At 66.2% G+C, this 14,160-nt stretch carries 9 protein-coding genes; 7 read left to right on the plus strand and 2 right to left on the minus strand.

Annotated elements, in window-relative coordinates; all coding sequences use genetic code 11:
- Positions 1-3 precede the first annotated feature (3 nt).
- The 5 genes from cysS to LDO14_RS03840 all read left to right on the plus strand — a co-directional run bounded on the left by cysS (position 4) and on the right by LDO14_RS03840 (position 5,610).
- Positions 4-1,461: a cysteine--tRNA ligase gene (gene cysS / locus LDO14_RS03820; protein ID WP_018771187.1), complete on the plus strand. Its 1,458-nt coding sequence runs from the start codon at positions 4-6 to the stop codon at positions 1,459-1,461.
- Between the two features lie 105 nt (positions 1,462-1,566).
- Positions 1,567-2,556, plus strand: a complete 990-nt coding sequence (rlmB, locus tag LDO14_RS03825) for a 23S rRNA (guanosine(2251)-2'-O)-methyltransferase RlmB (protein WP_018771186.1) — start codon at positions 1,567-1,569, stop codon at positions 2,554-2,556.
- Between the two features lie 90 nt (positions 2,557-2,646).
- Positions 2,647-4,752, plus strand: coding sequence for a glycogen debranching protein GlgX (gene glgX / locus LDO14_RS03830; RefSeq protein ID WP_056389212.1), 2,106 nt, complete (start codon positions 2,647-2,649; stop codon positions 4,750-4,752).
- A 5-nt stretch (positions 4,753-4,757) separates the two neighbouring features.
- Positions 4,758-5,246, plus strand: coding sequence for a ribonuclease domain-containing protein (locus tag LDO14_RS03835; protein WP_018771184.1), 489 nt, complete (start codon positions 4,758-4,760; stop codon positions 5,244-5,246).
- A 7-nt stretch (positions 5,247-5,253) separates the two neighbouring features.
- Positions 5,254-5,610: a barstar family protein gene (locus LDO14_RS03840; protein ID WP_018771183.1), complete on the plus strand. Its 357-nt coding sequence runs from the start codon at positions 5,254-5,256 to the stop codon at positions 5,608-5,610.
- Between the two features lie 54 nt (positions 5,611-5,664).
- Here the strand turns inward: LDO14_RS03840 and LDO14_RS03845 are convergent, their stop codons facing one another.
- Both LDO14_RS03845 and glgP read right to left on the minus strand, forming a co-directional pair.
- Positions 5,665-7,452, minus strand: a complete 1,788-nt coding sequence (locus tag LDO14_RS03845) for a thiamine pyrophosphate-requiring protein (RefSeq protein ID WP_223993857.1) — start codon at positions 7,450-7,452, stop codon at positions 5,665-5,667.
- Between the two features lie 63 nt (positions 7,453-7,515).
- Positions 7,516-10,134 (minus strand): alpha-glucan family phosphorylase, encoded by a 2,619-nt coding sequence (glgP, locus tag LDO14_RS03850; RefSeq protein WP_208324298.1) that lies wholly within the window; start codon positions 10,132-10,134, stop codon positions 7,516-7,518.
- Positions 10,135-10,326: 192 nt separating this feature from the next.
- On the opposite strand from glgP, the gene LDO14_RS03855 reads away from it, so the two are divergent.
- Positions 10,327-12,369 (plus strand): alpha-1,4-glucan--maltose-1-phosphate maltosyltransferase, encoded by a 2,043-nt coding sequence (locus LDO14_RS03855; RefSeq protein ID WP_134165860.1) that lies wholly within the window; start codon positions 10,327-10,329, stop codon positions 12,367-12,369.
- Positions 12,366-14,159 carry a maltose alpha-D-glucosyltransferase gene (gene treS, locus LDO14_RS03860; protein WP_018771179.1) on the plus strand — a complete coding sequence of 598 codons (1,794 nt, stop codon included), beginning with the start codon at positions 12,366-12,368 and terminating at the stop codon, positions 14,157-14,159. Before LDO14_RS03855 ends, treS begins: the two co-directional genes overlap by 4 nt.
- The last annotated feature ends 1 nt before the right edge of the window (position 14,160 follow it).

The following is a 14,160-nucleotide window of genomic DNA, read 5'->3' on the forward strand; positions in this document are numbered from 1 at the left end:
GCGGTGACCCTGCGCTTCTATGACACCGCCTCCGCCGAAGTCCGGAACTTCGTCCCCATCGTCGACGGCAAGGTCAGCCTCTACTACTGCGGCGCCACCGTCCAGGGCATGCCGCACGTGGGGCACATCCGCTCCGCCATCGCCTTTGACCAGCTCACCCGCTGGCTTGAGTACCGGGGCCTGCGCGTCACGGTCGTCCGCAACGTGACGGACATCGACGACAAGATCCTGGCCAAGTCCGAGGCTTCGTTCGCGCCGGACTTCAGCCCGGAGGTGGGCGAAGTGCCTCAGGAGGAATGGTGGGCGCTGGCGTACCGCTACGAGCAGGAATTCCTGAAGGCCTACGACACCCTTGGCGTCTCCCGGCCCACGTACGAACCCCGGGCCACCGGACACATCCCCGAGATGCATGCCCTGATCCAGCAGCTCATTGACCGCGGCCATGCCTATCCTGCCCTGGATGATTCAGGGGACGTGTACTTCGACGTCCGTTCGTGGGACACATACGGCGCACTGACCCGGCAGAACATCGATGACATGCAGGCAGCGCCCGACGCCGACCCCCGCGGCAAGAAGGACCCCCGCGACTTTGCGCTGTGGAAGGGCTCCAAAGAAGGGGAGCCGGCCACCGCCAGCTGGGCTTCGCCCTGGGGGGCAGGACGGCCCGGCTGGCACCTTGAGTGCTCGGCCATGGTCACCAAGTACCTGGGTACCGCATTCGATATCCATGGCGGCGGCCTGGACCTGCGCTTCCCGCACCACGAAAACGAGATGGCGCAGTCACAGGCGGCCGGACACCCGTTCGCCAACTTCTGGATGCACAACGGCATGGTGACCTACCAGGGCGAAAAGATGTCCAAGTCCATCGGCAACACCATCAGCCCCGCGGAGATGCTGGAACTCGCGTCGCCGCGGGTGGTGCGCTACTACCTCGGCCAGGCGCACTACCGCTCCATCCTGGACTACCGGCCCACCTCCCTGCAGGAGGCCGCGGCCGCCGTCGAACGCATTGACGGCTTCATCAGCCGGGCCGTGCGTGCACTTTCCTCTGACGGAACCTACACCCTTGCCACGGACGGTCTTGTTCCCGAGGCGTTCGAACGCGCCATGGATGACGACCTGAACGTCCCCCAGGCGCTGGCAGTACTCCATGACACGGTCCGCTCCGGAAACACCGCCCTCACTGAGGACCGGCTGGAGGACGCCCGGCAGGCGCTGCACCATGTCCACGACATGCTCGGGGTCCTGGGGCTGAACGCAGTCGAAGGCTCCGCTGCCGCGGCAACCCGGGAGGCCGAGGCCCTTGGCGTGCTGGTCGAAGCGCAGCTGGCCGCCCGCGCGGCTGCCCGGGCCCAAAAGGACTGGGCCGCCTCCGACGCCATCCGGGACACGCTCAACCAGGCCGGCGTCGTGGTGGAAGACGGCCCGGACGGCGCCACGTGGAGCCTCAAGCGGGACTGATCCCTACCCGCCCCAGGGGACGGATCGCTTGCCGGCGCTGCCGATTTTTCTTCGGTCAGTAGACTGGTAGGCAGATTCAGTCAACACAATCAAGGGTGGAACATCATGGCCAACAATGGTCGCCGATCGGTTAAAGCGAAGAAGGGCCCAACCATCGGAACCGGTGGCCATGGCCGCAAGGCCCTCGAGGGCAAGGGCCCCACGCCCAAGGCCGAGGACCGTCCGTACCACAAGGCACACAAAGCCAAGCAGCTGGCCGAGCGCTCCGCTGCCAAGCGCGGAACCGGTGCCCGCAGTGCCGGTGCCGCCAAGTCCGGACCCAAGGGCCGTGCCACCGAGGAAGTGGTGACCGGACGCAATTCGGTCGTAGAAGCGCTCCGCGCCGGCATCCCTGCCAAAGCCCTGCACGTTGCCATCCGCATCGAGATGGACGACCGCGTCAAGGAATCCCTGAAGCTCGCCGCCGAACGCGGCATCCCGCTGATGGAAACCGGCAAGGCGGAACTGGACCGGATGACGGACGACGCCGTCCACCAGGGCCTGGTGCTGCAGATCCCGCCTTACGATTACCAGGACGCCTACGAACTGGCCGAGGAAACCGTGGAGAAGTGGAAGAAGGGGCACGTCGCCAACGCGCCGCTCTTCGTTGCACTGGACGGCATCACGGACCCCCGGAACCTGGGTGCCATTATCCGCTCCGTCTCCGCCTTCAGCGGCCACGGCGTGATCGTGCCCGAGCGCCGCTCGGTGGGCGTCACCGCCTCGGCCTGGAAAACCAGCGCCGGCGCGGCGGTCCGCGTGCCCGTGGCCCGCGCCTCCAACCTGAACAACGCCCTGAAGCAGTTCAAGAACATGGGCATCTTCGTCCTGGGGCTCGACGGCGACGGCGACGTTTCGCTGCCTGACCTCACCCTGGCCAAAGAACCGGTGTGCATCGTTGTGGGCTCCGAGGGTAAGGGCCTGAGCCGCCTGGTCCGTGAGAACTGCGACCAGATCGTCTCCATCCCCATCGACTCCGCCATGGAGTCACTCAACGCGTCGATGGCCGTGGGCATCTCGCTGTACGAGGTCTCCCGCCAACGCGCGGCGGGGTAAGTACTTCCAGCCCGGTATCCCGGGATGGTTACCCGGCGCCGCTGTGGCGTACGGGCAGGTCAGGTGCCGCTGGCGGCTACTATTTAGGTGATGGTCATGCCGCTCTTCGACACTGCTTCCGCCATGGATGCCTCCTCGGCTGTTCCCCTCGGTGTCAGCGTTCCGCGCGCTGATTCCGGAGGTACCCGCCACCACGCCGGCGCGCGCGCCAACGTCGCCTGCCTTGCCCCCGGGGTGTCCAGCCTGGACATCGTGTACTGCCCTCCGGGCGGCCAGTGGCGGGTCCAGACGCTGCCCAACGTTACGCGCGGCGTCCATCACGGCATTGTCGAGGACCTGCCCTACGGATCGCACTACGGCTTCTGTCCCACGCCGGACCGCCAAACCCTGCCCTCCGGGCTTCCTGCAGGCAATGGGAACGGTTCCCGCAGCCAGCCCCTGCTCCTGGACCCCTATGGCCGGGGAGTGGACCAGCGCGACGGCGTCCTCACCAGCGTCCGGACCGCAACCGACTTCGACTGGGGGTCGGACGAACGCCTGCGCCTTCCCTGGCGCAACACGATCGTGTACGAAGCCCACGTCCGTGGCCAGAGCATGCTCCATCCCGACGTGCCGGAAGAGCTGAGGGGCACCTATGCCGGCCTGGCCCACCCAGCCGTGGTGGAGCACCTGACCAGCCTGGGCGTTACCTCCGTCCAGCTCCTGCCGGTGCACTTCCACGTCGATGAGCCGCACCTGCAGGACCTGGGACTGACCAACTACTGGGGGTACAACACCGCTGCGTTCTTCGCCTTGCACCCCGGGTACGCCACCCGGGCCGCCCGGGAGGAAGGCCCGCAGGCTGTCCAGGATGAGTTCAAGGCCATGGTCAAGGCACTCCACGAGGCCGGGCTGGAGGTCATCCTCGACGTCGTCTATAACCACACCGCCGAGGCCGGCCCGGGCGGACCGGTCCTGAGCTTCCGCGGACTGGGGGAGGACACCTACTACCGCGTGGACGGTCACGGCAGGTACATCGACACGACGGGCTGCGGCAACACGCTGAACTTCGCGGACCAGCGCGTGGTCCAGCTGGTGACCGATTCCCTCCGGTACTGGGTGGACGAATACCACATTGACGGGTTCCGGTTCGACCTGGCCGTCACGCTCTGCCGGGACGCCGCGAACGAATTCGACCCCGAACATCCTTTCCTCACCGCTGTCGCCGCCGACCCCGTGCTGTCCGAGGTCAAGCTGATTGCCGAGCCCTGGGACATTGGCTACGGAGGCTGGCAGACAGGCCGCTTCCCGCCCGGATGGGTGGACTGGAACGACCACTTCCGGGACGCCGTCCGTACCTTTTGGCTGGCAGACCGTGCCGCCATCGACACTGGCGGGCACGGCGGGACCATGGCCAAACTCGCCGACGCCCTGTCCGGTTCCGCCAGCCTCTTCCAGGCGTCCGGCCGGTCACGCCTGGCATCGGTCAACTTCGTCACCGCCCACGACGGCTTCACCATGAACGACCTCGTGTCCTACGACCGCAAGCACAACGAGGCCAACGGCGAAGAGAACAGGGACGGGCACGGGGACAACCGCAGCTACAACCACGGCGTGGAGGGCCCCACCGAGAACGGTGTGATCCTCGCCCGGCGGGCGCAGTCGCGGCGGAACCTGATGGCATCACTGATGGTTTCGCTGGGGGTTCCCATGATCACCGCCGGGGACGAGCTCGCCCGGACGCAGCAGGGGAACAACAACGCCTATTGCCAGGACAATGCCATCACCTGGCTTGACTGGACCATGACGCCGGAAGCGCACGAAATGCTGCGCAGCACCAAACGGTACATCCGCCTGCGCAAGGAGTTCCTGGCTGCCCAGCCGCATGATTTCCCGGTGCGGGACGAGCAGTCCTACCTCTACTGGTTCGACCAGCACGGCCAGCCCATGTCCGCTGAACGCTGGAACGATCCGCACCACCGCGTCATGCAGCTCCTGCTGGGTGACGACGGCGGCGAACTGGCCGGCCTGGTGGTAGTGAACGGCAGTGCCTCGGACGTCACGGTCACCCTGCCGGACGCCGGGAGGAAGAATCCAAGCCTGTTCGAGCTTCGGCTGACCACCTCGCCCCGCCACAAGCAGCGGCAAGGCATCCAGGTGGCTTCGGGGGAAACCGACCTGGCCGAGGCCAACTCCATCAGCATCTACCGCACGTAGCTCACATGCGGAACCGCTCCATCCTCCCCCTGCTCCTGGCCGTGCTGGTAGTGCTGGCCATCGTGGCGTTCGGCGGTGCCGGGCTGCTGGGCCGGCAGACGGAAGGCACGACGCCGGAAACTGCTTCCAGCCGCACCCCCACACCGGGCGGAGCGGCAACGTCCCCGGCAGCGAAGCAGTCCCCGCCGCAGCGGGGCGCGAACCCGTCCAGCCTGCCGGAGATCAGGGAGTCTGCCCTTCCCGTGGAGGGCCGCCGGGTGCTGGGGCTGATCCGGGCGGGCGGTCCGTTCCAGTACAGCCAGGACCAGCAGGTGTTCGGCAACTTCGAGCGGGTCCTGCCGGTCCGGAACCGTGGCTATTACCGCGAGTACACCGTCCCCACCCCCGGCGAACCGGACCGGGGCGCGCGGCGCATCGTGGCCGGTGACGGCGGGGAGAAATATTACACCAGTGACCACTACGCAACGTTCAAGTACATAGCGGAAGGCAGCTAGCGCAACCATGAGAATCTTCTCCGGCGACACCTGGACCCTGGAAGAGCTGCAGGAACAGGTGGCGGATGCCGGCCGGCGCAGCGTGGTGGTCCCACCCGCGGACAGCAAACGTGCCGTCCTGGAAACCTTCGGTGAGGTCCTGGATTTTCCCGAACACTATGGCGTGAACCTGGACGCGCTGAACGACTCGCTCCACGACTTCGCGGACAGCATCACCGACAATGGCAACCCACCCGTCACGGTCCTGTGGCAGGTGGCTGCCCCGTTCCGCAGCGACAGGTCGTTCGGGATCATCTGCGAAATCCTGCAGGACGCCGAACGGTACGCGGGCAATGACCTTGCCGTCACCGCCGTCATGCTCTGACCCGGCTCCCGTCCTGAAAGTCCCGTTCCTCCCCAAGGGACCGGGCACACGCGGCTAGCCCTCCGGTCGCTCCTCGTGCGCGGCATAGGTGTCCAGCAGCGCAGAGGCCCGGCCGCCGTCGTCCTCCGCTGACAGCCCTTTCCGCATGCTCTCCGCCTTCTGGCGCCCGGCCGGGAACGGCGGAAGCAACGGGACCTCGGGGTCGGTCAGTACGTCGATCACCACGGGGCAGTCCGCGGCGAAGGCCTGGTCCCAGGCGTCTGCGATTTGCTCCGGGTCCTCCACCCGGATGCCCCTCAAACCCAGCAGTTCCGCGTAGCCGGCGAACGGAAAATCGGGAAGCTCCTGGCTTGCGGCAAACCTCGGCTCGGCCTCCGACTCACGCTGCTCCCACGTGACCTCGGTAAGTTCCCGGTTGTTGAAGACGCACACCACGAACCGTGGGTCCTGCCACTGGCGCCACCTGTGCGCCACCGTGACCAGCTCGGCCACGCCCAGCATCTGCATGGCACCGTCCCCGGCCAGGGCCACGAGCGGGCGGTCCGGATGCGCCAGCTTGGCGGCAATCCCGTAAGGGATGGCGCAGCCCATGCTGGCCAACGTCCCGGACAGGTGCGCCGGGACGTTCAGGGGCAGCACCAGTTGACGGGCATACCAGTAAACACAACTTCCGACGTCGAAACTCAGCTGGGCGTTCTCCGGCAGCCTGCCGTTAAGCTCACGCACCACACGTTCAGGATTAATGGGGCTCGCCGCAACTGCAGCCCGGTCTGCCGAGAGGATGCGCCACCGGCTGACGGCCTCCTCCACATCTGAACGCCATTGGGTGCGTGGGCGGTGTTCCAGCCGTTGGTTCAAGGCTTCCAGGGCGGACGCGGCGTCTCCCGCCAGGCCCACCTCCACGGGGTAGCGGTTGCCGATCTTCTTCTCGTCAATGTCGATCTGCACGGCGCGCGCGGCCCCGGGCGGCGGGTAGAACTCGGTCCAGGGGTCGTTGGAACCCACTATGAGGAGGGCGTCGCAATTGCCCAGAAGGTGGGCACTGGCCGTGGTGCCCAGATGCCCCATGGTTCCCACCGCGAAGGGCAGGTTCTCATCCACGTAGGGCTTGCCCAGGAGGCTGGTGGCGATGCCGGCCCCAAGCTTTTCCGCCACGGCAACCACTTCCTTGCCGGCGTGCCTGGCACCCTGGCCCACCAGGAGGGCTACCCTCTCTGCGGAATTGAGGAGGGCAGCTGCGGCGGCCAGGTCTTCCCCGCGGGGGCTCTTGGCCGCAGCACTCCAGGAGGGGGCTGTGACAACGATGCCGTGCTGCTGTTCCAGCTCCGGGGCAGGCGCGGACTGCACGTCATGCGGAATGATGGCCACGCAGGGGGAGGAGGTTGCCTTCGCCGTCCGGAAGGCACGGTCCAGCACCATGGGCACCTGCTCGGGCGCGCTCACCAGCTGCACGAACTGGGAGGCGACGTCGTTGAACAAGGCGTTGAGGTCGATTTCCTGCATGTAGGCCGAACCCAGCACGGTGCGGCTCTGCTGCCCCACGATGGCCACCACCGGCACGCCGTCCAGCTTCGCGTCGTACAGCCCGTTGAGCAGATGGACGGCGCCGGGGCCTTGGGTGGAGGTCACCACGCCCACTCCGCCCGTGTACTTGGCATGGCCCACGGCCATGAAGGCCGCCGACTCCTCATGCCGGGCCTGGACGAACTCAACCCGTCCATCGGTGCGGCGCAGGGCACCCATGAATCCGTTGATGCCGTCCCCGCTGTAGCCGAAGACCCGCCCCACACCCCACGTGGTGAGGCGCTCCACGATCACATCCGCTACCGTACGTTCGGTCATTGCGCCCTCCTGCGTCGGGTTGGTCCCTGCCTGCCCAGGAGCCGTACCCATCGGAGCGGCGGGCTAAGCGTTGACGATCAGCCCCAGCTCCGCCTTGGAGGCCAGTGCTTCATGCCGGGGCAGTACGCGGACGGTGTATCCGAACGGTCCGGAGCGGTCGATCACCAGCGAACCGCTGAACAGGTGCCGTCCGTTGCCAAGGTCCTCCTTCACCTGCAGCTCCATCATGGTGATGTCTGCCAGGGCGTCGTTCTCTTCGGCCCGGCCATAAGCCACTTCCACGCAGACATCCTCGGGGGTGAGGGCATTCAGCGCTATGTAGGCGTTGACCTGCAGTGTGTCGCCGATCTGCGGATCCTCGGACACACCCACGGAATCCACGTGCTCCACGTGCACCTGGGGCCAGGCCCCGCGGACCTTGGCCGACCACGACGCCAGGGCACGGGCCTGGGCATAGGAGTTGGCGGTGGCGCTGCGGCCGGCTTCGGCGGCGGGGCGGTACAGGATGTTCACGTAGTCGCGGAGCATGCGCTCCGCGGAAACGGCCGGACCCAGGTGGGACAGGGTGTGCTTGATCATGGACACCCAGTGCGTGGGGACCTTCTCGCTCCTGGTGGTCGAAGGCCCGGCAGCTCCTGCCCCCTCGGATACCGTGCTCCCGTAGAAGCGCGGTGCCACCTGCGTTTCAAGCAGCTCGTACAGCGCCGCCGCCTCGATGTCGTCGCGTTCCTCGGGGGAGGCGTCGTTGTTGGCGGTGGGAATCGCCCAGCCGTTCTCGCCGTCGTACATCTCATCCCACCAGCCGTCCAGGACGGACAGGTTCAGCGAGCCGTTCAGCGCCGCCTTCATTCCGGAGGTCCCGCAGGCCTCCAGCGGCCGCAGCGGGTTGTTCAGCCAGACGTCACAGCCCGGGAACAAGGTCCTGGCCATGGCGATGTCGTAGTTGGGCAGGAACGCGATACGGTGCCGCACCTCGGGATCGTCCGTGAAGCGCACCAGGTCCTGGATCATTTTCTTCCCGGCATCATCGGCAGGGTGCGACTTTCCAGCGATGACCAGCTGGATGGGGTGCTCCTTGTGCAGCAGCAGGGCCTTGAGCCGGGCAGGTTCGCGCAGCATCAGGGTGAGCCGTTTGTAAGTGGGCACCCGGCGGGCAAAACCGATGGTCAGCACATCCGGGTCCAGGACGCTGTCCGTCCAGCCCAGCTCGGCGTCGGCCGCGCCGCGCTTCTTCCAGGCAGCGCGCAGCCTGCGGCGGACGTCCTCCACCAGCGCAGCCCGCATCTCCCGGCGAAGCGCCCAGACATCGGCGTCGCTGACGTTGTAGGCCAGGTCCCATTTGCCCAGCGCTTCCGCCTCGCTGCCGAACTGGTCGCGGGCCAGTTTGGAGATGCGGCTGTCCACCCAGGTGGGCACGTGCACGCCGTTGGTAACCGAGGTGATGGGCACCTCGGAGTGGTCGAAGCCCGGCCACAGGGCGGAGAACATGCCGCGGGACACTTCGCCGTGCAGTTTGGCCACGCCGTTGGCGCGCTGGGCAAGGCGCAGGCCCATCACCGCCATGTTGAAGACGGACGGGTTGCCGTCCGCATAGTTTTCCCTGCCCAGTTCCAGGACCCGGTCCAGCGGCACCGCGGGAGCCAGGCCGGCCTGGAAGAAGTGGCTGATCTGGTTGATTTCGAACCTGTCAATGCCTGCCGGGACGGGCGTGTGCGTGGTGAACACCGTGGAGGCACGCCCCGCGGCCAGTGCTTCGTCGAAGCTCAGGGCCTGTTCACCGGACATCAGCTCCTGGATGCGTTCGATCCCAAGGAACCCGGCGTGCCCTTCATTGGTGTGGAACACCTCCGGTGCGGCGCAGCCTGTCAGCTTCTGGAAAGCGCGCAGGGCCTTGACGCCGCCCATGCCGAGCAGGAGTTCCTGCTGCAGCCGGTGGTCGCCGCCGCCCCCGTACAGCCGGTCCGTGATGCTGCGGGCGGCATCGTCGTTGCCCGGCACGTTGGAGTCCAGCAGGAGCAGGGGAACGCGTCCGACGTCGGCACGCCAGATGTGTGCCAGCAGCCGCCTTCCGTTGGGGAGGGGGAGTGAGATCTGCAGGGCCTTGCCGTTGCCGTCGGGGGACGGCTCGCGGAGCAAGGTCAGGGGCAGCCCGTCCGGATCCAGGACCGGGTAGGTCTCCTGCTGCCAGGCATCGCGCGAGAGTGATTGCTTGAAATAACCCGCCTGGTACAGCAGGCCCACCCCGATCAGGGGAACACCCAGGTCCGAGGCAGCCTTCAAGTGGTCACCGGCCAGGATGCCCAGGCCGCCCGAATACTGGGGGAGGACCTCGGTAATGCCGAACTCGGGGGAGAAGTAGGCGATGGAGGCTGGGGCGTCCGGGCCCAGGCCCTGGTACCAGCGGGGCTCCTCAAGGTACCGGTCGAGGTCCTCTTCGGCAGCCCGCACCCGGTCCACCACTGACTGGTCCGCGGCGAGCCGCTGGAATTCCTCGCGGCTGACCATTCCCAGGAAGCCGATGGGATCCTGCCCGCTTTCCTCCCAGAGGCGCGGGTTCAGTGCCGCGAAAAGCTCCCGCGTGGGCCGGTGCCAGGACCACCGCAAGTTGCTGGCCAGCCTGGCCAGGGGCCGGATGGGCTCGGGGAGGACTGTACGGACCGTAAACCTGCGGATTGCCTTCACCTGCGTCACACTAATCGACAACATGCGCGGCTGGAACCAGCTTTCGGTTTCTTTTGGGTAAATGACAGGGGCGTGAAGAAATTGGGCCGCGGCGCGAGGAATTTTAGTGAGCACGCTTAGCAATCCTGGCCATTTCTCGCTAACGTCGAGCCTGTGACGACTAACTCAGGAACCAGTGCCGCATCCACCAAAATGCCCCAGCGCCGTATCACGGAGGGCCTTCGGTTCGGGCGTTTTCCCATTACCGCAGTGCAGCCCGTCGTCGAGGGCGGCAAGTTTCCGGCCAAAGCCCTGCCCGGCGAAGCCATCGTGGTGGGCGCCACCGCCTTCCGCGAAGGGCATGACCAGCTCGGTGTGAGCGCCGTGCTCCTGGACCCCTCCGGCGCGGAGCGCCAGCGTGTGCGGCTCGCGCCGCCCCGCGGGGAACGCGGCATGGGAACGGACCGCTGGGAAGGCGTGCTCACGCCGTCGGAAACCGGGAACTGGTCCTTTGTGATCGAAGCCTGGCACGACCGCTACGGCACCTGGCACCACAACGCCGAGGTGAAGATCGACGCCGGGATCGACGTCGAACTCATGCTTACCGAAGGTGCCAAACTGCTGGGCGAAGCGTCCACCGAGGACTTCCGGGACGAGGTGGACCGGGCAGCGCTGCGGCACGCCTCCGACGTCCTGGCCGACCAGTCCCGCAGCACCGAGGAACGGCTCGGGGCAGGGTTCAGCCAGGAAATCGCTGACATCGTGGCCCGGCAGCCCATCCGGGAACTGGTGACGGTTTCCGAGAAGTTCCCCCTCCTGGTGGAGCGGGACCGCGCCGGCCGCGGCGCCTGGTACGAGTTCTTCCCCCGCTCTGAAGGCGCGGTCAAGGACCACAACACGGGCGCTTGGACGTCAGGAAACTTCCGGACCGCGGCAAGGCGGCTCGACGCCGTGGCCGCCATGGGCTTCGACGTCCTGTACATGCCGCCCATCCATCCCATCGGCGTGCAGCACCGCAAGGGACCCAACAACACCCTGGTTGCCGGCCCCAATGATCCCGGCTCGCCCTGGGCCATTGGAGCCAAGGAGGGCGGCCATGACGCCATCCACCCCGACCTCGGTTCCTTCGAGGACTTCGACGCCTTCGTGGCGCGGGCCAACGAACTGGGCCTGGAAGTTGCCCTGGACCTTGCGCTTCAGGCAGCCCCGGACCACCCTTGGGTGGAGTCCCATCCGGAATGGTTCACCACCCGGGTGGACGGCAGCATTGCCTACGCCGAAAACCCGCCGAAGAAGTACCAGGACATATATCCGCTCAATTTCGATAATGATCCTGAAGGGCTTTCCCGGGAAATTCTGCGGATTGTCCTGTTGTGGGTCAGCCACGGCGTAAAGATTTTCCGGGTGGATAACCCGCATACCAAACCGGTGTGGTTCTGGGAATGGCTTATTGCCGAAGTGAATAAAACGGTCCCGGGCGTGGTGTTCCTCGCCGAAGCGTTCACCCGCCCCGCCATGATGCACGCACTGGGCAGGGCCGGCTTCCAGCAGTCCTACACCTACTTCACCTGGCGCAACACCAAGAAGGAGATCGAGGCGTACTTCGACGAAGTCAGCCACGAATCCCCGGCCTTCTTCCGCCCCAACTTCTTCGTCAACACCCCGGACATCCTGACCGAATACCTGCAGTACGGCGGCCCCGCCGCGTTCCGGATCCGGGCGGTCCTTGCCTCCACCGGAAGCCCGCTCTGGGGCGTCTACGCCGGCTACGAACTGTACGAGCATGTGGCCCGGCCCGGCGCCGAGGAGTACATCGACAACGAGAAGTTCGAGTACAAGGCCCGCGACTGGGACGCCGCAGCCGAGTCCGGGCGCTCGCTGGCACCGTACATCACACGGCTGAACCACATCCGCCGTGACCACCCGGCGCTGCTGGACCTTCAGAACCTGACGGTCCACCAGAGCACGGACGAATCCACGGTGGTGTACTCCAAGCACAAGACCCTTCCCGACGGGACCAAGGACACCATCATCGTGGTGGTCAACGTGGACCCGCATGTCACCAAGGAAAGCAGCGTGGTGCTGGACCTGGCAGCCCTGGAGCTCGATCCGCAGGACCGCACCCCGGGCGGCGGCTTCTACGTTGACGACCTGATCTCCGGCCAAAGCTGGGAGTGGGGCGAGTACAACTATGTGCGGCTCGACCCGCACGTGGAACCGGCCCACATCCTGAGCGTGAGGAGAATGCATTCGTGAGTTTTAATCCGCAAAGTTCCGGCCACTTCACCCCAAAGAGCACGTTCGAGCTAAATGCCCCTGGCCTCCAGCATGACCCGCTGTGGTACCGCAAGGCCGTGTTCTATGAAGTACTTGTCAGGGCCTTTGCGGATGCCAACGGCGATGGGTCCGGGGATTTCTCCGGGCTCATCGACCGGTTGGATTACCTGCAGTGGCTGGGCGTTGACTGCCTCTGGCTGCCCCCGTTCTTCCAGTCACCGCTGCGCGACGGCGGCTACGACATCTCCGACTACAACTCCGTCCTGGACGAATTCGGCACCATCAGCGATTTCAAGCGCCTCGTGGCAGAAGCCCATGCCCGCGGCGTCCGGGTGATCATCGACCTGCCCCTGAACCACACTTCCGACCAGCACCCGTGGTTCCAGGAATCGCGGAAGGACCCGGACGGCCCTTTCGGGGACTTCTACGTCTGGAGCGACACGGACGAGAAGTACCAGGACGCGCGCATCATCTTCGTCGATACCGAGGAATCGAACTGGACGTTCGATCCCATCCGCCGGCAGTTCTTCTGGCACCGGTTCTTCAGCCACCAGCCTGACCTGAACTTCGAAAACCCGAAGGTGATCGACGCCGTCTTCGACGTTGTCCGGTTCTGGCTGGACCAGGGGATCGACGGTTTCCGGGCAGACGCCATCCCCTACCTCTTTGAGGAAGAGGGCACCAACTGCGAGAACCTCCCGGCCACCCACGAGTTCCTCCGCCGGCTGCGGGCCATGGTGGACGAAAGCTATCCCGGCCGCGTCATCATTGCCGAGGCAAACCAGCCGCCCACCGAAGTGGTGGAGTATTTCGGCACCGTTGAGGAACCCGAATGCCACATGGCGTTCCACTTCCCCATCATGCCCCGCCTCTATTACGCGCTGCGGGACCAGAAGGCCGCTCCCATCATCGAAACCATGCGCGACACCCCCGACATCCCCGAGGGCGCGCAGTGGGGAACATTCCTCCGGAACCACGACGAGCTGACACTGGAGATGGTCACCGCCGATGAGCGCGCGGCGATGCTGGGCTGGTACGCCCCCGACCCCCGGATGCGGGCGAACATCGGCATCCGGCGCAGGCTGGCACCGCTGCTTGATAATTCCCGCGCCGAGATCGAGTTGATCAATGCCCTCCTGCTCTCGCTTCCGGGCAGCCCCTTCCTGTACTACGGGGATGAGATCGGCATGGGGGACAACATCTGGCTTGAGGACCGCGACGCCGTCCGCACCCCCATGCAGTGGAACCCGGACCGGAATGCCGGCTTCTCCCATGCGGATCCCGGCAAGCTGTACCTGCCGCCCATCCAGTCGCTGGTCTACAACTACGGCATGGCCAATGTCGAAGCGGAGGCTGCCCACTCCGGGTCCCTGCTGCGCTGGACCCGGCAGATCCTCAGCGTCCGCAAGAACCACCCGGCTTTCGGACTGGGCGGGTTCAAGCACGTGGAGGCGGACCACGACGCCGTCCTGGCCTACCTCCGTGAACTGCCGGACAGCAACCCTGCGGGCGTCGATGGAGAAATAATTTTGTGCGCCTTCAACCTCTCCCAGCACCCCGTCGCCGCCACGCTGCGCATTCCGGAATATGCCGGGCGCGGGTTGCGCGACGTCTTCGGTGGACAGATCTTCCCCGGCATCGGCGATGACGGCACCCTCACCCTGACCCTCGGAAGCCATGACTTCTTCTGGCTCCGCATGCGGTCGGCGGGGTCCAATCCGTCGTCGCCCTTCACCCAGGCCATGCCCATCCTGTCGATAGAGAACTGAG

The organism is Arthrobacter sp. NicSoilB11 (genome assembly GCF_019977375.1).
Classification (GTDB): domain Bacteria; phylum Actinomycetota; class Actinomycetes; order Actinomycetales; family Micrococcaceae; genus Arthrobacter.